21 protein-coding genes and 1 pseudogene are annotated in these 23422 nt (G+C 37.3%); 19 read left to right on the top strand and 3 right to left on the bottom strand.

Going from position 1 to position 23422, the window contains the following annotated elements; genetic code table 11:
• Nucleotides 1–345 precede the first annotated feature (345 nt).
• The 10 genes from HMPREF2802_RS05775 (at nucleotide 346) to HMPREF2802_RS05725 (ending at nucleotide 12022) form a co-directional block, all read left to right on the top strand.
• Nucleotides 346–1557: a Fic family protein gene (locus HMPREF2802_RS05775; protein ID WP_070503061.1), complete on the top strand. Its 1212-nt coding sequence runs from the start codon at nucleotides 346–348 to the stop codon at nucleotides 1555–1557.
• A 372-nt stretch (nucleotides 1558–1929) separates the two neighbouring features.
• Nucleotides 1930–2691: a Fe-S cluster assembly ATPase SufC gene (gene sufC / locus HMPREF2802_RS05770; protein ID WP_002471459.1), complete on the top strand. Its 762-nt coding sequence runs from the start codon at nucleotides 1930–1932 to the stop codon at nucleotides 2689–2691.
• 69 nt (nucleotides 2692–2760) lie between these two features.
• Complete coding sequence (gene sufD, locus HMPREF2802_RS05765; protein WP_002471461.1) at nucleotides 2761–4068, top strand: Fe-S cluster assembly protein SufD; 1308 nt, start codon at nucleotides 2761–2763, stop codon at nucleotides 4066–4068.
• Nucleotides 4069–4219: 151 nt separating this feature from the next.
• Nucleotides 4220–5458 carry a cysteine desulfurase gene (locus tag HMPREF2802_RS05760; RefSeq protein ID WP_070503060.1) on the top strand — a complete coding sequence of 413 codons (1239 nt, stop codon included), beginning with the start codon at nucleotides 4220–4222 and terminating at the stop codon, nucleotides 5456–5458.
• The gene (sufU, locus tag HMPREF2802_RS05755; RefSeq protein WP_002471460.1) at nucleotides 5448–5894 is read left to right on the top strand and encodes a Fe-S cluster assembly sulfur transfer protein SufU; all 447 of its coding nucleotides are present in this window, start codon (nucleotides 5448–5450) and stop codon (nucleotides 5892–5894) included. Before HMPREF2802_RS05760 ends, sufU begins: the two co-directional genes overlap by 11 nt.
• A gap of 145 nt (nucleotides 5895–6039) precedes the next feature.
• Entirely contained in the window at nucleotides 6040–7437 is a 1398-nt protein-coding gene (gene sufB, locus HMPREF2802_RS05750; protein ID WP_002471464.1) for a Fe-S cluster assembly protein SufB, read from the top strand.
• 231 nt (nucleotides 7438–7668) lie between these two features.
• Nucleotides 7669–8973, top strand: coding sequence for a hypothetical protein (locus HMPREF2802_RS05745; RefSeq protein ID WP_070503059.1), 1305 nt, complete (start codon nucleotides 7669–7671; stop codon nucleotides 8971–8973).
• A gap of 452 nt (nucleotides 8974–9425) precedes the next feature.
• Complete coding sequence (locus HMPREF2802_RS05740; RefSeq protein ID WP_070503058.1) at nucleotides 9426–9938, top strand: hypothetical protein; 513 nt, start codon at nucleotides 9426–9428, stop codon at nucleotides 9936–9938.
• A gap of 554 nt (nucleotides 9939–10492) precedes the next feature.
• Nucleotides 10493–11383, top strand: a complete 891-nt coding sequence (locus HMPREF2802_RS05730; protein ID WP_070503056.1) for a hypothetical protein — start codon at nucleotides 10493–10495, stop codon at nucleotides 11381–11383.
• An 18-nt stretch (nucleotides 11384–11401) separates the two neighbouring features.
• The gene (locus HMPREF2802_RS05725; protein ID WP_070503055.1) at nucleotides 11402–12022 is read left to right on the top strand and encodes a hypothetical protein; all 621 of its coding nucleotides are present in this window, start codon (nucleotides 11402–11404) and stop codon (nucleotides 12020–12022) included.
• Nucleotides 12023–12225: 203 nt separating this feature from the next.
• Here HMPREF2802_RS05725 and HMPREF2802_RS05720 read toward each other — a convergent pair whose 3' ends face one another.
• Entirely contained in the window at nucleotides 12226–13032 is an 807-nt protein-coding gene (locus tag HMPREF2802_RS05720; protein ID WP_070503054.1) for a hypothetical protein, read from the bottom strand.
• A gap of 78 nt (nucleotides 13033–13110) precedes the next feature.
• Nucleotides 13111–14025, bottom strand: a complete 915-nt coding sequence (locus HMPREF2802_RS05715; protein ID WP_070503053.1) for a hypothetical protein — start codon at nucleotides 14023–14025, stop codon at nucleotides 13111–13113.
• Between the two features lie 416 nt (nucleotides 14026–14441).
• Here HMPREF2802_RS05715 and HMPREF2802_RS05710 point away from each other — a divergent pair, with 416 nt between their 5' ends.
• The 7 genes and pseudogenes from HMPREF2802_RS05710 (at nucleotide 14442) to HMPREF2802_RS05680 (ending at nucleotide 21565) form a co-directional block, all read left to right on the top strand.
• On the top strand, nucleotides 14442–15467 hold the full coding sequence (locus HMPREF2802_RS05710; protein ID WP_070503052.1) for a hemolysin family protein: 1026 nt from the start codon (nucleotides 14442–14444) through the stop codon (nucleotides 15465–15467).
• 15 nt (nucleotides 15468–15482) lie between these two features.
• Nucleotides 15483–16552 (top strand): annotated as a pseudogene (locus HMPREF2802_RS05705) (NAD(P)H-dependent flavin oxidoreductase).
• A 166-nt stretch (nucleotides 16553–16718) separates the two neighbouring features.
• Nucleotides 16719–17567, top strand: coding sequence for a DUF72 domain-containing protein (locus tag HMPREF2802_RS05700; RefSeq protein WP_070503051.1), 849 nt, complete (start codon nucleotides 16719–16721; stop codon nucleotides 17565–17567).
• A 12-nt stretch (nucleotides 17568–17579) separates the two neighbouring features.
• On the top strand, nucleotides 17580–18404 hold the full coding sequence (locus HMPREF2802_RS05695; RefSeq protein ID WP_070503050.1) for a sulfite exporter TauE/SafE family protein: 825 nt from the start codon (nucleotides 17580–17582) through the stop codon (nucleotides 18402–18404).
• A 17-nt stretch (nucleotides 18405–18421) separates the two neighbouring features.
• Nucleotides 18422–19756 carry a bifunctional metallophosphatase/5'-nucleotidase gene (locus tag HMPREF2802_RS05690; protein WP_070503049.1) on the top strand — a complete coding sequence of 445 codons (1335 nt, stop codon included), beginning with the start codon at nucleotides 18422–18424 and terminating at the stop codon, nucleotides 19754–19756.
• A gap of 156 nt (nucleotides 19757–19912) precedes the next feature.
• Complete coding sequence (gene lipA / locus HMPREF2802_RS05685) at nucleotides 19913–20842, top strand: lipoyl synthase (RefSeq protein ID WP_002472238.1); 930 nt, start codon at nucleotides 19913–19915, stop codon at nucleotides 20840–20842.
• 333 nt (nucleotides 20843–21175) lie between these two features.
• Nucleotides 21176–21565 carry a YutD family protein gene (locus HMPREF2802_RS05680; RefSeq protein ID WP_070503048.1) on the top strand — a complete coding sequence of 130 codons (390 nt, stop codon included), beginning with the start codon at nucleotides 21176–21178 and terminating at the stop codon, nucleotides 21563–21565.
• 128 nt (nucleotides 21566–21693) lie between these two features.
• Here the strand turns inward: HMPREF2802_RS05680 and HMPREF2802_RS05675 are convergent, their stop codons facing one another.
• On the bottom strand, nucleotides 21694–21960 hold the full coding sequence (locus tag HMPREF2802_RS05675) for a DUF3055 domain-containing protein (RefSeq protein ID WP_002472197.1): 267 nt from the start codon (nucleotides 21958–21960) through the stop codon (nucleotides 21694–21696).
• A 237-nt stretch (nucleotides 21961–22197) separates the two neighbouring features.
• On the opposite strand from HMPREF2802_RS05675, the gene HMPREF2802_RS05670 reads away from it, so the two are divergent.
• Nucleotides 22198–22620 carry a DUF86 domain-containing protein gene (locus tag HMPREF2802_RS05670; RefSeq protein WP_002472273.1) on the top strand — a complete coding sequence of 141 codons (423 nt, stop codon included), beginning with the start codon at nucleotides 22198–22200 and terminating at the stop codon, nucleotides 22618–22620.
• Between the two features lie 15 nt (nucleotides 22621–22635).
• Nucleotides 22636–23421, top strand: coding sequence for a TIGR01457 family HAD-type hydrolase (locus tag HMPREF2802_RS05665; RefSeq protein ID WP_070503047.1), 786 nt, complete (start codon nucleotides 22636–22638; stop codon nucleotides 23419–23421).
• Nucleotide 23422 lies beyond the last annotated feature (1 nt).

The raw sequence follows: 23422 nt of genomic DNA, 5'->3' as shown, positions 1-23422 counted from the left end.
TAGATTATATTTAAAATATAAATCTATTCTGGCTTTTTGGGTTTCAATATATTTATCTCTTTTATTTTTATGTATAACATAGCCTGTTATTAAAAGGGAGAAAATAACAACTAATGATATGTATAGGAAAATTTTTCTTTTTGACATTAACAATACCTCATTTCGCAAAAATATTAGGTATCATAAAATATGAGTAGATAGTATTGCAATATAAATATCAGAAGAGATGTATCAAAAATATGGAAAAAGTGACAATATTAAGATACTCTGATTTAATCTGTATTTTTATATTATAATTAATTACGATAATTTAAAAGTTTACTAGAAAAGGAGGGGAAATAAAACTTGAAGTACAAGACTTTAAAGACAATATTTCATATGTGCGGAAAAGAAAACATGAAAAATAAGTACCAAATGCGATTACATAGTTATTCAACGTATATTACTCATGTTGAAATACAGCCTATTCAAGATGGTAAACAGCTTTCTCATGTGAACTATCCTTTATTCTTCAACGTTAACCGTTTATTGTCAGATAAACTAAATCAATTTTATGGGCTATCTAAAAATATAAGTAAACTTGCCATGGATACATCAGATTTCGCTAATAAAGCTTTTATTAAACAACTATTAATTGAAGAACTACAAAGTACTAACGAAATTGAGAACGTAGAAAGTACGAAGAATGAAATCGCTGATGCACTTAACGGTAAACGCAATAGATTTAAAAGTTTAGTTAACCAATATTTATCAATGCAAGAACAACAATTGGAGTTAACACATGTTAGCGATATTAGAAATATATTCGATAATTTAGTTTCTGATGAAATAAAGGAAGATGATATGCCTGATGGTCATATGTTTAGAAATAAAGGTATAGGTGTGTTTAATCAAGGTAAGGGAAAATGGACACATCGTAATGAATATAAAGAACCAGAAATTTATGAATATCTAACGCGTATATTGTCATTTATTAATAACTTCGACGCTCCTGAAATATTAAAGATCATGGCTAGCCATTATATGTTTGAATATCTCCATCCATTTTATGATGGTAACGGTCGGGTAGGAAGATATCTCGTTGCCCATCTATTGAACAATCATTCTGATCCATTTACCGCTTTAACTTTTTCTTCAATAGTTAACCGTTATAAAAATAAATATTATAAAGCTTTCGAAAACACGTCTAATTTCTACAATATGGGAGAACTCACGCAATTTATCAACGATATGTTAGATCTTTTAGTTGAAGGACAAGAGCAAATTAAAGAGAAATTCCAAGAAAATATAAGTTTACTTAGTATACTTGATCGAAAATTAGCTGATCGGGTTTCAAATAAAACTGAAGCTCGAGTGCTATATATACTTTTACAAGATAAAGTATTTGGAAGCCCGCTAACGAGAATTACACTTAAAGAGTTAAGTGAGTTTACTCGAATTTCGAGGTTGAAAGTAAATAGAGTAATTAACAATTTTGAACAACACTTAAATAAGTTAAAAAGCAATCCGGTAGTGTATGAACTTAAAGATGAATTTATAGAAAGCTTATTAAGTTAAATTAAACGTAGAGTATTAATAATCTGAAAGCTATTAGCAATTTCAGATTTAAGACTCTGCGTTTTTTGTATAGAAAGCTTTATGAATTAGAAAGCATGGTAAAAGGAATTTCTTAAACACATCGATCCTCCTCTCCCTCTACGCTATTGAGAACACCAACAATAGTTTTATCAGTTGTCAACTTTTCGCCACTTCTATTTTAAAATCCTATCTTTTTAATAATAATTTTAAATTAAGGCGCCGAATGGTTTATATTGCTTTGGAACTGCGTTATAATAAATGGGTGAAACAGAGGCTTAGTATTTTGACGACAGATTAAAATTATTATAAACTAGTCAAGAAATCAGATTATATATTACGGAGGGAATATGTATGCCATCAACATTAGAAATTAAAGACCTACATGTGTCTATTGAGGATAAAGAGATTTTAAAAGGTGTCAATTTAACAATTAATGCTGGCGAAATTCATGCGGTAATGGGACCTAACGGTACAGGTAAATCTACGCTTTCTTCAGCAATTATGGGTCACCCAACATACGAAGTGACTCAAGGTGAAGTATTATTAGATGGCGTGAACGTATTAGAACTTGATGTAGATGAACGTGCGAAAGCTGGTTTATTCTTAGCTATGCAATATCCATCAGAAATTACTGGTGTGACTAACGCAGACTTCATGAGATCAGCAATCAATGCGAAACGTGAAGAAGGCGACGAAATCAACTTGATGCAATTCATCAAGAAATTAGATAAAGAAATGGAATTCTTAGATATCGATCCTAACATGGCGCAACGTTACCTTAACGAAGGTTTCTCTGGCGGTGAGAAGAAACGTAACGAAATTCTTCAACTTATGATGTTACAACCTAAGTTCGCTATCCTTGACGAAATCGACTCAGGTTTAGATATCGACGCATTGAAAGTTGTATCTAAAGGTATCAACGAAATGCGCGGTGACGAATTTGGTTCACTTATCATCACTCACTATCAACGTCTATTAAACTACATTACACCAGACCAAGTACACGTAATGTATGGCGGTAAGATTGTGAAGACTGGTGGACCTGAACTTGCTAAACGTCTTGAAGACGAAGGTTACGAATGGGTTAAAGAAGAGTTTGGTGCTGCAGAATAAGACTCAATTTAAGTCTATTGTTTAAGAGAGATGACAAACTGAATATCATCAAATGGGAGGAAATATAGTATGACGACTGAAACTTTAAACATTTCTGAAGCGCAACTTGTTGAATATTCACAAGCCCATAATGAACCTTCATGGCTTACAGATTTACGTAAAGAGGCGTTGAAATTAACAGAAACTTTAGAAATGCCAAGACCAGACAAGACTAAGATTAAGAGATGGGACTTTGACTCTTTCCAACAACTTGAAACAACAGGTGGCGCTTACGAAACTTTAGAAGAGTTTCCTGATTCTATCAAACGTATTATCGACGTAGATCGCTCTGAGAACCTTGTGATTCAGCACAATAACTCAACAGCATTCACACGTCTTTCAGAATCAGCTAAGAACGATGGCGTAATTGTGGAAGGTTTAGCAGAAGCGCTCGTTAACCATCCTGATTTAGTTAAAAAGTATTTAATGACTGAAGCAGTAAATGTCGATGAACACCGTCTCACTGCTTTACACACAGCTTTAATCAATGGCGGATTATTCGTTTATGTACCTAAAAACGTAGTAGTAGAACATCCTATTCAATACGTGGTACTTCACGATGATGAAAAAGCAAGCTTCTTCAACCATGTCATCATCGCTACAGAAGAAAGCGCTGAAGTGACTTACGTTGAGAACTATTTATCTAACTCAGAAGGTAATGACAACCAAGTCAACATTATTTCTGAAGTGATTGCTGGCGCTAATTCAAATATCACTTACGGTTCAGTAGACTACTTAGATGAAGGCTTCACAAGTCATATCATCCGTCGTGGTCATGCTGATGCAGATGCGTCAATTAACTGGGCACTTGGTTTAATGAACAATGGTAGTCAAATCATCGATAACACTACAAACTTAATCGGTGACCGTTCAACTAGTGAATTGAAATCAGTAGTTGTCGGTACAGGTAGTCAGAAAGTGAATTTAACGTCTAAGATTGTTCAATACGGTCAAGAAACAGACGGTTACATTTTAAAACACGGTGTTATGCGCGAGAATGCATCTACTGTATTCAACGGCGTAGGCCACATCAAACATGGTGGTACGAAATCTATCGCGAACCAAGAATCTCGTGTCTTAATGCTTTCTGAAAAAGCACGTGGTGACGCGAACCCAATCTTACTCATCGACGAAGATGATGTAGAAGCAGGTCACGCAGCGTCAGTAGGTCGTGTAGACCCTGAACAATTGTACTACTTGATGAGTCGTGGTATTTCACGTCACGAAGCAGAACGTCTCGTTATTCATGGTTTCTTAGACCCAGTTGTACGTGAATTACCAATTGAAGACGTTAAACGTCAACTTCGTGAAGTAATTGAACTTAAAGTCAATAAGTAAACGTTGAACTGAGTGAAACTGAGCGACTGTGAGATAAGATGGCATTCGCCAGAACGTGTCGCTGAGTTCTCACTTTGAAGTTCACTCTTAGATTCGGTGATGTGAGTGTTAGTTCAATGAATGATTCTATGAAGAAAGGTCTGTGAATAGAATGGCCGAAACATTAAATGTGAACGAAATTATTAAAGACTTTCCGATATTAAATCAACAAGTGAACGGCAAACGTTTAGCATATTTAGATACAAGTGCGACAAGTCAAACGCCATCACAAGTCATCGATGTCATTTCTGATTACTACCAACGTTATAACTCCAATGTGCATCGTGGTGTGCATACTTTAGGCGCACTTGCGACAGACGGCTACGAGAATGCGCGTGAAACGGTAAGACGTTTTATTCATGCACAATATTTCGAAGAAATTGTCTTCACACGTGGTACGACAGCAGCAATTAACTTAGTGGCTCGTAGCTATGGTGATGCGAATGTCGAGGAAGGTGACGAAATCGTAGTCACTGAAATGGAACACCATGCGAATATCGTTCCTTGGCAAGAGCTCGCTAAGCGTAAGAATGCACAGTTGAAATTCATTCCGATGACGCCAGAAGGTGAAGTTAAGATTGAGGATGTCGAAGATACGATTACTGATCGTACGAAGATCGTAGCAATCACACATGTTTCAAACGTGTTAGGTACGATTAACGACGTGAAAGCCATCGCTGAAATTGCACATGCACATGATGCAGTGATTAGCGTTGATGGTGCGCAATCTACGCCTCATATGGACATCGACGTCCAAAATTTAGATGTTGATTTCTTCAGCTTCAGTGGTCACAAGATGCTCGGACCTACAGGTATCGGTGTCTTATATGGTAAAAGAGACTTGTTACTCGATATGGAACCGATCGAATATGGTGGCGACATGATTGACTTCGTAAGTAAATACGATGCATCATGGGCGGATTTACCAACGAAATTTGAAGCAGGTACACCACTTATTGCTGAAGCAATTGGCTTAGCTGAAGCTGTTCGTTATCTTGAAAATCTTGGCTTTGACGCTATTCAAGCACATGAGAAAGAATTAACAGAGTATGCATACGATCAAATGAATGCGATTGAAGGTCTTGAAATCTATGGACCTCCGAAAGAACGACGCGCAGGCGTGATTACTTTTAACTTTACAGACATCCACCCTCATGACGTAGCTACAGCAGTAGATACTGAAGGTGTGGCAGTACGTGCCGGACACCATTGTGCTCAACCGTTGATGAAATGGTTAGGTCAATCTTCAACTGCACGTGCAAGCTTCTACGTTTATAATACGAAAGAAGATGTCGATCAACTTGTGCACGCATTGAAGCAAACGAAGGAGTTTTTCTCATATGAATTTTAACAATTTAGATCAGTTATATCGTTCAGTTATCATGGATCACTACAAGAACCCGCGTAACAAAGGGACTGTAGAAGATGGCTCTATGACTGTAGATATGAATAACCCAACTTGTGGGGATCGCATCCATCTCACATTCGATATTGAAGATGGCGTGATTAAAGATGCTAAATTTGATGGCGAGGGTTGCTCAATCTCAATGTCTAGTGCTTCAATGATGACTGAGGCTGTCAAAGGTCAATCTCTCGCAGATGCAATGCGTATGAGTCAAGAGTTTACTAAAATGATGCTCGGTGAAGATTACGAAATCACTGAAGAGATGGGAGACATCGAGGCATTACAAGGTGTTTCTCAGTTTCCAGCACGAATCAAATGTGCCACGCTTGCATGGAAAGCACTTGAAAAGGGAACAGTAGAAAAAGAAGGTAAGACAGAATAAATTCAGCGGGCTACAGCCGTTGACAATGTGTAATATTCCATTCACACTAGGAAGTAACAACAAGATTAAAGTATAGATGCATCGCATCTCGATATAGATCTCGCAAGGTAAATGTCGCGGATACAATATAGAAGGAGTGATTATCATGGCTAAGAAAGCACCTGATGTTGGCGAATACCAATATGGTTTCCATGAGAAAGACGTTTCTATCTTTAGATCAGAACGTGGTCTAACTGAAAATGTCGTTAAAGAAATTTCAAATATGAAAGAAGAACCTGAATGGATGCTTAATTTCCGACTTAAAGCATTGAAACAGTTCTACAAGATGCCAATGCCACAATGGGGTGGCGATTTATCAGAACTTGATTTCGATGACATCACGTACTACGTTAAACCATCAGAACGCACACAACGTTCATGGGACGAGGTACCAGCAGAAATCAAACGTACATTTGATAAATTAGGTATCCCTGAAGCAGAGCAGAAATATTTAGCAGGTGTATCTGCACAATATGAATCAGAAGTTGTTTACCACAACATGGAGAAAGAATTAGAAGAGAAAGGTATCATCTTCAAAGATACAGATACTGCGCTTAAAGAACACGAAGATTTATTTAAAGAATACTTCGCATCAGTAGTACCAGCTGCTGACAACAAATTCGCAGCATTAAACTCAGCAGTATGGTCAGGTGGCTCATTCATTTACGTTCCTAAAAACGTAAAATTAGATACACCATTACAAGCGTACTTCCGTATTAACTCTGAGAACATGGGTCAATTCGAACGTACATTGATTATTGCTGACGAAGGCGCTTCAGTAAACTACGTTGAAGGTTGTACAGCTCCAGTTTACACTACAAGCTCACTTCACTCAGCAGTAGTTGAAATCATCGTACACAAAGATGCGCACGTACGTTATACTACAATCCAAAACTGGGCTAACAACGTTTATAACTTAGTAACTAAACGTACAATGGTTCACGAGAACGGTAACATGGAATGGGTAGACGGTAACTTAGGTTCTAAGTTAACAATGAAATATCCAAACTGTGTGCTTAACGGCCGTGGTGCCAAAGGTAGTACATTGTCTATCGCCTTTGCAGGTAAAGGACAAGTACAAGACGCAGGTGCGAAGATGATTCACAAAGCACCAGATACGTCTTCAACTATCGTTTCTAAATCTATTTCTAAAAATGGTGGTAAAGTTATCTATCGCGGTATCGTTCACTTCGGACGTAAAGCGAAAGGTGCACGTTCAAACATCGAATGTGACACATTAATCCTAGATAACGAATCTACTTCAGATACTATCCCTTACAACGAAGTGTTCAACGATAACATCTCATTAGAACACGAAGCGAAAGTATCTAAAGTATCAGAAGAACAATTATTCTACTTGATGAGCCGTGGTATTTCAGAAGAAGAAGCTACTGAAATGATCGTAATGGGCTTCATCGAACCATTCACTAAAGAACTTCCAATGGAATATGCGGTTGAAATGAACCGTCTTATCAAATTCGAAATGGAAGGTTCAATTGGTTAATCTAAACCATTGATATATGTGGCTTTTATTAGTGGATTCATCTCGAATGATATTATTTCATAACCCTGGTGCCATCGAGGCATCAGGGTTTTTGTTGTTTTGAGGTAGAAAAGGGAATCGTTCAATGAATGAAAGGACAACAGAATTGGCAGTCAATTGGACAAATAGTGTCTTGCTAATTAAGTATAATTTAATCATTAAGCTATACTTTACGGTAAAGGAGACGCTTTTATGAAAAAGAGATATTTAGTAAGTGCATTATTAGGAAGTACTTTGCTACTAGGTGCATGTAACCAGGGCGACGATGATTCTAAACATCATAATGATAAAAAGGAAACATCACATAACACAGAAGGTAAGAAATCTCATAAGGATGATAGTTCAAAATCTAAAAATCACTCCTCAAAATCTAAGGACGACAATTCAAAATCTCATAGTTCAAAACATCAAGAACAGAAATTTGATAAAAAACAACATATTGCAATGGCGTTGTTTGAACCAGGAGCAGATAAGTATTCAATTACAGCGAAAGAATTGTTAGATGGAGAGTATGACGCTCCTCAAATTGGTAACAATAATAACACGAAGTCTGTTTCTAATCTCACTTTAACAAAAGATTCTAGTTCAGTTACTAATACTCCTGACAACGTTACGTTTTATAAAACTAACCCATCTAAGCCCGATAGTGTTTCGCTTATTGGTGTGAGTGACAAAGAAATTATTCTTTTTGGTTCACAAAGTAAGGTTACTTACGATGAAGCTAAACAACAAGGTAAAGTACTACATATAAAAAATTTAGAGGCAAAATATAATGAAAATAAAAATATAGATAAAGTAGCGAAAAAGATTAATATAGCCGATAATAATCAACAACAAACTGAAGATACTAATAATACTCAAACCCCTGAATTTTATGCGCAAGTTTGGATGAGTGTTATTAAGAATTCAAATGTATCAGGACTTTCTCATAAAGACGTTTCTGAAGAGCCTTTAAATCCATATAATAAAAATGCTACTGCTAAGTTTCCTGATGGTATGCAATTTTTATCTGCTGATGTAACTGCGGCAGGACAAGTGTATTACACAAATAACAACGATGGCACTATTACCGTGTACTCCGTTCCTAGTCATTTCCAAGATAAACGTTGGATGGAGGATGATTATAGTAAAAGTGAATCGGAACGCATTTTAAATAATGGTAAAGTATATAAATTAGTTAACTCATCTGATCCAGATGTAAAGGCTTTAGCTAAACAATTTGACGAAGATGGTGAGGGTGATTCTAGTTCACAAACATCTTCATCAAGCAGTAAGGGAGAAAGTAAAGTAACCCGTGATAATGTAATTGATAAAGTAGAAGATTATGAAGGACATAAGCTCAATACAGATAAATACACTTATAAAGAACCTGAGAAAACAGAAGATGGTAGTTGGGGCTTCTCTTATACTGATAAAGCTGGCACTTTACGTGGGTCATATAAAGTAGATGGAAATGGTGATGTTACTAAATATGATGAGAAAGGAAACGAAATATAAATCTAGATTAAAAGAGTATTTGATTAACCAAGTGAGCAATTATCGCTTACTTGGTTTTTTTAAATAGTTTGAAGTGATTATTGATAATTATTTGATAAGTCATGAAATGAATTTTATTCTAATAGTTCCAGAGGAAAGGAAAGAAATTGTTATTATTACTATAGTCAGTTGGGTTATCACTTTTCTCATACTAGTAGGTATTGGAACCTTGATTGCAAAGTTTAAAAATAAGAAATAAATTTCCACATTTTTTAACAATAGATAGCAATTTAAAGTTTTCGTATAAATTATATAGACAAGGGTTACGCTCTGCGTGTAAGATATAGAAAAGTATAGTTTAGGCGAAACGTAGAAAATGAAGCTTCAAGTGAATTTGAGATTGATATGAATAAGATAGGATGTTATGAAACAGTTGCATCAACGATACATTACAACAAGAAAGGATGATGACTATGGAAAATATTTTTGCAGTTGCAAAGTATCTTATCAAGTCTTATGAAAATACTTATAACGTTAAGTTCGGCAACGATGCTACTAAGTTACAAATATTTGCGTTCTTAGCAGAATTTATATGTTATCAAATTACGGATAAGCCTTTGTATTCCCCTTCTTTAGTAAAAGGGGATAAAGAACCGGAGATTCCAATATTAGCTTCATTCTTCGAAAAGGATGGCTCTCAAATAGGTACGTGTCAAGATAGTTCTGCAAAAGAAATTATCGATCATACAGTTCAAACTTATGGCATGTATTCTGTAGAATATTTAATTGATTTAAGCCGTACTATAAAATCAGATTATTATTTAAAAAGTTATGATATTGCTGATGGAGCAATACCAGTCATAGTTAATGATCCAGACATTGATCCAAATCGTATGTATGATCATCTATATGACATGTATGTCGATGAGTTTGAAGACGTAGATTGGGAGACGATGAAATTTGGTTTTCAATTATCAACCGAATAAGTTAGTGAATACAGTTGTTAAATCTAGAATGCATTATTATGATATTAAGACGCAATCAGTAAGATTTAAAGTACGTCCTATATTGATTATTGCTATAGAGAGAAATTACTTTCACACAGATTTGACCGTTCTTCCAATATCTTCAGTTTCAAATAAAAAGAATATCGATTACAAATTTGATATTAGTATAGGTAAAATAGAGTGTCCTACTCTGCGATATATCACGCGAGATTATTGTTTTGTAAGGACGCATAAACCCTACACTATAAACTCTAATAGTCTATTTACTGATTCGAGTTTAGATAATTTAAAAGTACTTTATCCTCATAAATTTGAGCAAATCTCATTAGCATGGTCTGAATTTAGTGAATCATTACTTAAGTAGATTTTTTAACCAGCCGCGTTGCCAAACTTACAACGTGGCTTTTGTACATACTCAAGAAACTTTAATAAAACGCCTTCATTTTACTGAAAATATAGTATAATAACCGCAAAGGATCATACTTTGATTGAGCCACGAATATATAATACTTTTACTGAAAAGAGATGAGTAGATGAATAAAAAATTTATTGTGTCTGGACTCCTCGTCACATCACTACTGCTCGCGGCTTGTGGAAATGATGACAGTTCAGATAGTAAAGAGCAACACGGTTCGAAGTCAACTAACAGCGAGAAGCGCGAGAGTCATCACAACGAGAAACATCATGAGAAAAAGAACGTGCATCGCTTTGCGAAGAAGAAAGACGGCAGTAACTCAAGTTCTAGTGCGCATCAAGAGAATACACAATCGGCCGAGTATTATGCTAAAGTATGGCTGACAGTATTTGGGCCGTCTGATGTAGACGAGTTCATGCATAGCGACGTTTCAGGTAACAAGATGAATCCATTGGATGATGTCGATAGTGCATCTTACCCAGATGGTATGCAACTCATCGTGGCAACTCCACGGGCACGAGGAGTCATTCATTATACGAATAACAATGATGGAACGATAACTGTGTATGATGTACCGAGTCACTTCCAGGATCGACGTTGGATGGACGATGATTATAGTAGAAAGGAATCGCAACGTATTCTAAATAACGGTGATGTGTATAAACTGAAGCATCCATCGCAATCGCAAATTGATAAATATGCAGCGTTGTTCACTAATCTGAATGGTAATGATGGTTATGCGCATACGACAAAACCTAAAGATGATAGTTCTGATGATTCGTCAGACTATTCAACTAAAGTGACGCGTAGTAATGTGATAGATAAAGTAGAGGAGTACGAAGGACATGCTTTGAATACCGATAAATACATTTTCAAAGAGCCTGAAAAGACCGATAGTGGTAATTGGGGCTTCTCATATACGGATAAAGCAGGGAACTTGCGTGGTTCGTATATTATTGATGAAGATGGCAATGTAACGAAATTTAACGAAGATGGCGAAGAAATTTAAAGTAAAGGGGATGGGAAGATGAAAGCGAGAACACTCGTATGTTGTGGGCTGATTTCGGCGACGATATTGTCAGGTTGTGGATTTGAACAGTCAACTGAGAAGGAGTCTGACACGTCTTCTCACACTAAGAAGACAGATGAGCATACGTCACAGTCGAAGTCAGATCATACATCTCGGGACGACCATGCGACATCTCATGGTAAAAGTGAAAATCATCAAGCGGATTATGATGATAAAGCGCTCGTTGCAATGACGCTTCATGCGCGCAATGTCGATCGTTATATGATAACAGCGAAAGAGTTGAAACGAGGTAAATATGAGTTACAATATCAAGGATTGAAGGGTAAAGATAAATATAAATCAATTTCTGAGTTGCAACTGCACAAAGCTAATATCGAGCATACGCCAGATGGTATGAAAGTGTATGTCGTGCAGCCTAATAAGGGACCTTATCGCTCATATATCGCAGTTAGTCAGAAAGAAATCATCATATTTGGTAGTCAAAGTCCATTTAAATTTGAAGATATGCATAAGGGCGGAATTAAATTTAATACGAAGCGTATCGTGCATAAATATCATAAAGCGAAAGATTTAGATGAAATGAAAGATAAGATTAATATTTCTGATCAACCAGAGTGATAGGTCATCGAGAGCAGTGGAAAGTTTAAAGGAAAGATGCTCGCAAGTAACGACTGAGAAGATTTGTAAACAACTTAAAGATAAGTTTAAAAAGCGCAACTCTAAGCTAGTGATAACTTTGAGTTGCGCTTCGTCTTTATAACTTTTTGTTCATCTTTTAGTAGCATTAAAAAATATTTTCGCTAAGATAATAGGGTGTGTACTTAGGCATACTTATTTAAGGCTTTGAGTTCTTCTGATAAAGTACTTACTATACATGCAGGCATAGCATCATCAACATGTTTGAATTGAAGGTCATCATCTAGTTTATTATTAATCGAATCAATTACTTCATTAATGTTTTGTTTAGAAAGTTTTTTATTATGCCTTTTCGTAGTGTAGTCTTGATATTTATTTAAATCGATTTTAGATATATTAGAACGTTGGTTTTTAGGTACGACGTTTCCGTGTCCTTGCTTATAAGCAAAAAATCTAAGTTGAGTTGTTGGCATTTCTTCATTTGTAAGTAAATCTTCTAACATAGATGCGTGCTTTTTACCTAAAACTTCATCATAATCTAAATTAAATTCATCTAATTCGATAGCAACATTACCAGTCAGCATTTCACCTAAATATAAGTATTGTTCTAAATGTTTCGTGTAAGTAGATTCATCTATGTTTTTAACATTACCAATTTGATTTATATTTTTCATGAAATCGTGATTGACTTCATAGATTTCGGTAAGGATATGATCAAGTTTTTTATAGTCTTTATTCTTTAAATCATTTTTATCAATGTTGTTTTTATACTCTTTATAGTATTTTTCAAGATCTTTCTGATGCTTTTTATCAATAGCTATTACCTCTTTATAAGAGGAGGGAACGTCTTGATTGTTTACAGCCAAGTGACTTATAAACCTTTTCGCAGTTGTTGGATAATCAGATTTCTTTTTAATAGGTAATTCGCAGCCGGTAAGAATGATTAAAGTTGTAAGCATCAAAATAGCTATCAGTTTGAAATTTTTGTACATGATATTTACCTCGTTTGAAATCATTTTGTTTTCGTTTTATTTTTAAGCCATTGTTATTATCGTAGGGAGTCGGAAAGATTATTTACCCTGCGCTTCTGCTTGCTTTAATTTTTCTTTATATTCATCTTGATACTCAAACATTTCATCTTCAGCACCAATTGCGGTATAAAGATGTGAATTGACACTGTCTTTAACGTGAGCTATTTTAGAATCTTTATCTAAATGTTTATTTACCTCATCAATCGCTTTGTTTATTCTATCTGCAGACTTTGTCTCATCAGATTTATCAGTAACAACTTTACTATAACGATCTAAACTCATTTTTGGTAGTTGTTTCAATTGATCTTTAGTTGCCTCTTTGCCTTCACCTTGACGTCCGATAAAGTTGGCCATTGTATTCTGTGGATTATTATTGCCATCGGTAATAATTGTGCTTATATAACCTGATGTCTTTTTATCAAATAAGTCTTCAAAATCAAGAGACTCGTATTTCTTTCCGAGGATTAACATTGTAAAATCATAATAGTAGTATTCTTGTAACATTAACTTTCTAATGATTTTTGGATCTAATCCTTTAATGTCACGCAGTTTACTTTCATAATCATGGTTCGCTTTATCAACTTGATAAACATCTTTAATAAATTGATCTATTTGTTTATTTTCAGTATCTTTAATTGGATATTTATCCATGCCATCTTTATATTTCTTGTAAGCTTTCTTTAGTTCTTTATCTCGACGTCTAAAGTCCTTGTTATCACCATCAGGATCATCGATTTTAATATTACTTGCATGCGCACCTTTATACATGTCTTCAAAGAATGTTTTAGCATGCTCACGATAGTCTTTTTCGATTTTTTGTTGTTTCTTCTTATCAGCTTTCTTCTTCGCCTCTTGTTTCTTCTCCTCCTTCACTTTGTCTTCGTGACTTTGACAACCTGTGAGTAATAGAGTTGAGCAAAGTAATGTTGAACCGAGTAACTGTAACTTCTTCATAATATAACCTCCTGTAGAATCTTCGATGTGCTGTGCAATGCTTGCAGAATTATGCTAAGACGAGATGTGTTCGCATGCACTTTTAATATTATAAGATATGGATTTTCAGTAAAATCACTTGTATGTATATGTAATGACTCCACTATCACAATGCATCACACAATTCACACTGACATAAGTTACGATATCGCACCTTATTCATGAATGAAATAGTAAATTTATTATAAATTACCTCATATTTTAACGAAGCGTATCATTAAGCATTCGGTTTTTGAGACTAGCGTTATTTGTAAAAGGGTAAACTAAAAATATGGCTACCTTGCAGTTCAAGGTATTTTACTTGAAGATGATTTATCCTATAGTATTAACGTAAGATGATTCAACAAATTAGACATACATAAAGGGGTTGTAGATCTATGGTTATATCGATTATCATCTTGTTATTTGCCTCGTTCTTCTTCTCGGGGAGTGAAACGGCATTAACGGCAGCGAATCGCATGAAGATTCAGACGGCTGCTAATGAGGGTGACTCTAAAGCTCAGAAACTCGTCAATCTGCTGAATAAGCCGAGTGAATTTATAACGACGATTCTCATCGGAAATAATATCGCGAATATCATACTTCCTACTTTGGTAACGATTCTTGCTGTGCGACTTGGCCTCAATGTAGGTATTGCGACAGCAGTGACGACGGTAGCGATTATCATCATTTCTGAAGTAATTCCGAAGTCTGTCGCGGCGACATATCCTGATCGCATTGCGCGCTTGGTCTTCACACCAATTCAGTTTTTTGTCATTATTTTTAAACCCATAACGAAGATCTTGAACGCGTTAACAGATGGTATCAATCGCTTGCTTTCAAGAGGCGAAACAACGTCTCAACATTATTCTAAGGAAGAAATTCGTCAGATGGTGACCATTGCAGGTAGTGAAGGTGCTTTTAACGAGATGGAAAGAAATCGTATTCAAGGTGTGATGGACTTTGGCAAACTAAAGATCACGGATATCAATACGACACCGCGAATTAATGTGACAGCTTTTTCCAAAGAGGCGAGTTACGAAGAAGTTTACGACACGGTCATTTCACATCCTTATACACGCTATCCGGTGTATGATGGCGATATCGACAATATTGTCGGCATCTTTCACTCGAAGTATTTGCTCGCTTGGAGCCGTAATTTAGATAAGCAGTTGCTAGACTATACATCTCAACCCCTATTTGTGAATGAACATAACCGAGCTGAATGGGCTTTGCGTAAAATGACAATCACGCGCAAGCATCTAGCAATCGTTCTCGATGAATACGGTGGAACTGAAGCCATCTTGTCACATGAAGATTTAATAGAAGATATGCTCGGTATGGAAATTGAAGATGAAATGGATGAAGAGGAACAACGTAAATTAGAGCGTAACGTTAAGTCGTATCAAAGAAAAAAGAAATAGAAAGAGGGCGTAATGATGAAACTTCAAACACGTATCACGGAACGATGTGGAATTAAATATCCGATTATTCAAGCCGGTATGGCAGGGAGTACCACACCTGAGCTTGTCGCCACTGTGAGCAATAGTGGTGGTTTAGGTATAATCGGTGCAGGTTATATGACGCCGGAACAGCTTAATCAAGAGATTATCGAAATTCAAGAACTGACGGATTTGCCGTTCGCAGTGAATTTATTTGTGCCATCAGATGCGATTTATGATCCTGATGAAGTTGAAGAGATGCAAGAACATTTGGCACCGTTACGTGAACGTTACCAAGTGAGTGAACCTGAAGTGGATATGGATGCAGAAGAACGCAATTTCAATGGCGCAATTGAGTTAATAATTGAGAAACAGGTGCCTGTGGTGGCTTTCACGTTCGGTATTCCGTCACAGTCCACGATTCAACGTTTGAAAGAATCAGGTGCGACGCTAGTAGGGACTGCAACGACGGTAGAAGAAGCGGTAGCGTTAGAAAGCGCAGGTATGGATGCGATCGTAGCGCAAGGAAGTGAAGCAGGTGGCCACCGCGGTTCGTTTACTGTAGATGAAGCAGACCAACCTCCGCTAATTGGAACGATGTCATTAGTTCCGCAAGTCGCAGATGCAGTCAACGTACCCGTAATTGCTGCGGGTGGTATGATGGACGGTCGCGGTCTTGTGGCAAGTTTAGCTCTTGGTGCAGAGGCGACACAATTCGGTACGGCTTTTTAACTACTGAAGAGAGTGGTGCTTCAGCACTTAAAAAGCAAGCGATACTCGACAGCGACGAAACACAACCTACGATTACGAATGTCTATAGTGGTAAGTTTGCGCGAGGTATTCGCAATCGCTTTATTTCTCACTTCGCTGATTATCAAGGGGAAATACCCGAATATCCAATTCAGAATCAATTGACGACTGCGATTCGTAAGACAGCTGCGCGAGAGGACGATGCAGAGTATACGCATCTGTGGAGTGGTCAATCTCCACGTTTAGCACGTACCATTTCTGCAGCTGAGTTAATTCGTCAAATTGTGCAAGAAGCGGAAACACTACTTCAGTCATAGTAGAATATATTAATTATTGAGGACCCTGAGAAGCATGGAGCGTATTTCTACGCAGACTCAGGGTCTTATTTATTTACTTTAATCCACCTTTTAAGAATTTGTAAAAGCGAATGAATTCAATGAATGGGGTATACGAGATGTGGTATCATGAATGTGGTGATAGTTTATGATTGAAATTGGACTTACAGGTTGGGGCGATCATGATTCATTATATGAAGATGTGCAACGTTCCACGGACAAATTAAAGACTTATGCCAGTCATTTTCCTGTAGTGGAATTAGATGCTACATATTACGCGATACAACCTGAAAGAAATATTAATAAATGGATTAAAGAAACGCCTGAGCGGTTTAAGTTTGTGGTGAAAAGCCATCAAGCGCTGACACTACATGCAGATTATCAAGAGTTTGCAGAGTCGAGACAGGCGTTATTTGATGATTTCAAGAAGATGCTTCAACCTTTGCAGCAACATCAGAAGTTGGCAATGGTACTCGTTCAATTTCCACCATGGTTTGACTGTAATGCGCGCAATATCCAATATATTCGCTATGTCAGAGAACAATTGAAAGACTATCCGATGTGTGTGGAGTTTCGTCATCAATCGTGGTTTACCCCGCAATTTAAAGAAGAGACGTTGTCGTTTCTTACTCAGAATCACATCATCCATTCAGTTTGTGACGAGCCACAAGTCGGTCAAGCAAGCGTGCCTCTCGTCAATCGGGTGACGAGTGATGTCGCGCTCGTACGCTATCATGGCCGTAATACGAGTGGTTGGACGAAACAAGATATGAGTGATCAAACATGGCGTGACGTGCGTTATTTATATAACTATAGTCAGGAAGAGCTTGAAGATTTGGCACAGAAAGTGAAGATCTTAGAACAGAAGACATCTAAAGTCTATGTCGTATTTAACAACAATTCGGGTGGACATGCTGCTCAGAATGCTCAGACTTATCAAGAGATACTCGGCATTGAATATGAAGGGTTAGCACCACAACAATTAAAACTTTTCTGAGGAGCGATTTAGATGCTAACGATTATTTGTTTGATATTAATTGGTGCTCTATCAGCGATACTCGGTTCGTTAGTCGGTATCGGTGGTGGTTTGATTATAGTGCCAACCTTAATCTATTTAGGGGTAGAACATGACTTACTGCATGGCATCACACCCCAGATTGCGATAGGGACGTCTTCTGTCATACTCATTGTGACAGGCTTGTCATCGACCTTTGGCTATATGAAATCGAAACAAGTTGATTTTAAAAATGGTTCAATCTTTCTATTTGGACTCTTACCAGGGTCGCTCATTGGTTCAGTATTAAGCTGTTTCTTAACTTTAAATTCATTCGATTTATACTTCGGCATATTTCTAATATTAGTTGCTGTATTGTTGATTATCAGAAATAAAATTAAGCCGATTCAATTGTTTAATAAAGAGAAGTATCGCCGTTCGTATACGGATAACGAAGGTGTAACGTATCATTACAACGTGCCACCCCTTTTCACCTTTGTAGCAACGCTATTTATCGGAATTCTCACTGGCTTATTTGGTATTGGTGGCGGCGCTTTGATGACACCGTTAATGCTCATCGTCTTCCGTTTTCCACCACACGTGGCAGTCGGTACGAGTATGTTAATGATCTTCTTCTCAAGCTTGATGAGCTCACTAGGCCACATGGTACAAGGCCATGTCGCTTGGGGATACTCACTTGTCTTGATCATTTCAAGTATCATTGGGGCTCAAATAGGTGTGAGAATTAACCGTACCATTAAATCTGATACGGTCGTGCTCTTGCTTAGAACGGTATTACTGATTATGGGTGTTTATTTAATTATCAAATCATTTTTATAAAAAGGAGGGAATGAGAGATGAAGCTAACGATTTATCATACGAATGATATTCACAGTCATCTTCACGAGTATGCGCGTATTGATGCTTATATGAAAGAACATCGGCCTCAGCTTACGCATCCCTCTCTCTATTTAGATATAGGAGATCACGTCGATCTCTCCTTGCCTGTAACAGAAGCAACGGCAGGTTTGAAGAACGTGGAGTTACTGAATAATGCGCAATGTGATCTTGCTACGATAGGGAACAATGAAGGCATGACGATTTCTCATGAGGCCTTGAATCATCTATATGATGATGCGAATTTCCCTGTGACGTGTGCAAACGTGTTTGACGAAGAAGGGAATTTGCCTCGTAACATGGTATCTTCGCATATCCAAACTGTGGAAGATGTCGATATCCTCTTCGTTGCAGCGACGGCCCCATTCACGCCATTCTATCGTGCGTTAGACTGGGTAGTTACAGATCCGCTTGAAGCGATTAAAGATGAAATTCATGCGCATGAAGGCCAGTATGATATCTTAATCGTGATGAGTCACGTTGGTATCTTCTTCGATGAGCAATTATGCCAAGAGTTACCTGAGATTGATTTAATTCTTGGCAGTCATACGCATCATTATTTTGAGCAAGGCGAAGAGCAGAATGGTGTATTAATGACTGCTGCTGGTAAGTATGGTCATTTCCTAGGTGAAGTGACGCTTGATATTGAGCAACGTCAAGTAGTGGGTAAAAGTGCGATCTTGCATCCGCTCGATACCTTGCCAGAAGTCGAAACGAACTTCATTCAAGAAGGGCAACAGTTGATGGATACATCCGTACTCGACCGTCCGATGTATTTACCACGTACGACAAATCGTATTTCTAAGACCGCTTATATGCTTGCGGAAAGTCTGCAAGAATTCACTCATACAGAAGGTAGTATTATCAACGCAGGATTAATTGTCACTGACATTAATAAGGATCGAGTGACAGAATATGACATTCATCAGATGCTTCCACATCCTATTAACGCAGTTCGCGTGCGTTTGAAAGGTGACATATTGAAAGCCATTATTGATAAGAGTCAGAAACAAGAATATCTTAATGAACATGCGCAAGGACTCGGTTTCCGTGGAGATATCTTTGGTGGCTACGTGCTCTACAATATCGGCTTTATCGAATCGGAGAGACGTTATTTCATTGGAGAGCGTGAGGTTTATGATGAAGAAGCGTATACGTTGGGCACGGTTGATATGTACACTTTCGGTCGTTACTTCCCGATGTTGAAAGGCGAGGCGATTGAGTATATTATGCCAGAATTTCTGCGAGACATTTTTAAGATGAAATTGACAGAAGTAGCTGAAGACGTTGAGTAATATGAGGTTTGAGCGGCTTTGACTGAGCAGTGTAAAAGTGAATAAGATTTGAACGACAGCGAGAAATTGTTAAAGTCAAGGTCGCTAATGCGTTTTCATTTATACTTATTTTCGTTATAATAGATAGGAGAACTATACAGGAGGGTGTTCGTTGCTATGGCTACAAAAAATGAGGAAATCCTACGTAAGCCGGATTGGTTAAAGATTAAACTTAACACGAACGAGAACTACACTGGTTTGAAAAAAATGATGCGCGAAAAAAACTTACACACAGTGTGTGAAGAAGCGAAATGTCCTAATATTCATGAATGTTGGGGTGCACGTCGTACAGCAACATTTATGATTCTCGGTGCGGTATGTACACGTGCGTGTCGTTTCTGTGCGGTTAAGACAGGTTTACCTAACGAGTTAGACTTAAACGAGCCTGAACGTGTGGCAGAATCTGTTGAATTAATGAACTTGAAACACGTGGTTATCACAGCGGTTGCTCGTGACGACTTACGCGACCAAGGTTCTAACGTTTATGCAGAAACAGTACGTAAAGTAAGAGCGCGTAATCCATATACAACGATTGAAATTCTTCCATCAGATATGGGTGGGGACTACGAAGCACTTGAAACATTAATGGCTTCTAGACCTGATATTCTTAACCACAACATCGAAACAGTACGTCGCTTAACTCCAAGAGTTCGTGCACGTGCGACATACGACAGAACGTTAGAATTCTTAAGACGTTCTAAAGAATTACAACCAGACATCCCTACTAAATCTAGTTTCATGCTTGGCTTAGGTGAAACATACGAAGAAATCTACGAAACTATGGATGACTTACGTGCCAATGATGTAGACATCTTAACTATTGGTCAATACTTACAACCTTCACGTAAACACTTGAAAGTTGAAAAATATTACACACCTTTAGAGTTTGGTAAGTTGAGAAAGGTTGCTCTTGAAAAAGGCTTCAAACACTGCCAAGCAGGTCCATTAGTACGTAGTTCTTACCACGCTGACGAACAAGTTAACGAAGCAGCTAAAGAAAAACAACGTATGGGTGAAGAACAACTAAGTGCTGAAACAAATCAATAAGTCGTACAGAAATCAAGTGTAGGACATAGAATTAAATGCGTATCATATAATGACTACAACCAGTTTATATATAGATGATTAATGATTTATTACTATTTGAGATAAATAGACAATCATTATAATAAAGAGGAAGAGGTTGAGACAATCGTGTTGAGAACTGATGTGAGATCGAGACGGCATTCTAAATTACTTGCGTCACATCCACATGGAATTGAGTTCTTTAAACTCGTGAGCGATGAGTATTTACGAGTAGCACAGTGAGGTCTCTACCTCTTTTTATAACTTTAAGGACTTAAGAGAAACTGGAAATACATAAAGGATTGAGCAAAGTTTATGATTAAGATTGATGATAAATACTTTGAACTAATTGAAGATTATCGTGAAGCTTTCAATGAGGAGCAATTTGCGAAAAGATATTCTGAAATTCTGGATAAATATGATTATGTGGTAGGGGATATCGGTTACGAACAACTGAGATTGAAAGGCTTCTATAAAGATGCCAATAAGAAAGTAGATATGAGTAAACGTTTCTCTACAATTCAGGATTATTTGTTGGAGTATTGTAACTTCGGATGTCCTTACTTTGTGTTACGACGTATTCCGCGTCAGGAGTTGAAACGCTTGTTAGAGCAAGAAGAGACGCATGAACAAGATGTAGATGCATGGGATGATAAGTTGAAAGACGTTAAGATTAAGCCTACCATTCAAGATACTGAGAAGTGATAGGGTGGTTGTAAATATCATTTAAATCTTTCAGCCCATAAAAAAGCGGGGCAATGGAATCAAATGAATTTCATTGCCCCGTTTTTAAGAAAAATATAATTAAAAAATGTTGCATGAATAACAAAAAATTACTGAATCACTTCATTCAAATAACTTTGAATTTCTTCGCCTTCTGCTTCATTGACGCCTAATGCATAAGCGACGTAGCCTTCTTCTTCTAAATCATCCGAACCGATGAGTCCATAGCGATTATTCTGCATATTTAACACAATCGTCTTACCGTAATGACGGTCAGTTTGAATTAACATTAAATCATAGCGACTTTCTTCTCCCACAAAGCCGACAAACTGGACTTGTGCGGGCTCGTTATCATCATATAAATACATATCTATCATTATTTCGTCCTCACTTTCGTAAAAAGTGTTTACATCCATTCATTTTACAATCATGACCATCAATAGAGATGGCGAACTTGGTATCTATTGTAACACGTGCTATAAGCCTTGTTGATAAGAAATCATTACTCACAATTGGCGTGTATGAATGCGGGTTCAAAATTATGGTATCATGAATGTAAGTGTGAAGATAAAGTAGTAGATTCAAACTACGAAACTATTTAAGAGGTGAATACCATGTACTTTGTAAATAAACAGAAACTTGAGGATAAATTAAATTATTTACAACAACTTACTGAAGATTATCCGGAGAATAAAGCGAATCGCTATGCCTTTGAACGTATAGCGCAAATGTTAATTGAATCTGCAGTGGATATCGGAAATATGATTATTGACGGCTTTATCTTGCGAGATCCCGGAAATTATCAAGATGTAATCGATATATTAGAGCTTGAAGGTGTCATTTCTAAAGATACGCAACAGGTGGTTAATGAAACAGTGGCTAACCGTAAGCAATTCGTGCACCGCTACGATGAACTTGATACAGAAGCATTAGTGCCACTATTCGATCGTGCAGTACCTGTATATCAAACTTTCGTTAAAGAAGTTCTACAGTTTTTAGAGAATGAGAATGTACCTATTACTGCTTTTGGAAAATAAAGGAGTGAACAGAAGATGAAGCAATATCAAGGTTATTTAATCGATTTAGATGGAACGATGTACCAAGGTAACCAAAAAATTGATGGTGCAGCAGAATTTATTCATTATCTCAATGAACATGAGATTCCACATCTATTCGTGACCAACAACTCTACGAAAGAACCTGAACAAGTAGCAGATAAACTCCATACGATGGGCGTAGAGGCGAACAGTAACGAAGTGGTGACTTCTGCGCTTGCAACTGCAGAATTTATCGCGGACAAAGATCCAGGTGCCACAGTCTATATGCTGGGTGGAAGTGGCCTTCGCACTGCATTGACTGAACATGGATTAAAGTTGAAAGATGACGAGTTCGTCGATTACGTCGTGATTGGACTAGACGAAGCAGTGACGTATGACAAGTTAGCTACAGCGACGTTAGCGGTTAGAAATGGGGCGAAGTTTATCTCAACCAATAAAGATGTCTCAATTCCGAAAGAACGTGGCTTCATGCCAGGTAACGGAGCGATCACGAGTGTGGTTTCTGTCTCTACAGGCGTAGACCCAATCTTCATCGGTAAACCTGAGCCCATAATTATGAACAAAGCGTTAGATATTCTTGCTTTAGATAAAAAGAACGTGGCAATGATTGGCGATTTATACGATACGGATATCCTATCTGGTATCAATATTGATATTGACACGATTCACGTTCAAACAGGCGTGACGACGAAAGAAGAACTTGCTGAGAAAGATATTCCACCGACTTATACGTTCGCTGATTTAAATGAAGTGATTGCTGAACTCGAAGGAGTGGATTAAG

Origin of the sequence: Staphylococcus sp. HMSC071G07 (assembly GCF_001811435.1) — a bacterium.
Taxonomy (GTDB): Bacteria; Bacillota; Bacilli; order Staphylococcales; family Staphylococcaceae; genus Staphylococcus; species Staphylococcus pettenkoferi.
The sequence above is the reverse complement of the archived record's forward strand: the minus strand, read 5'-3'. Positions and strand labels throughout refer to the sequence as shown.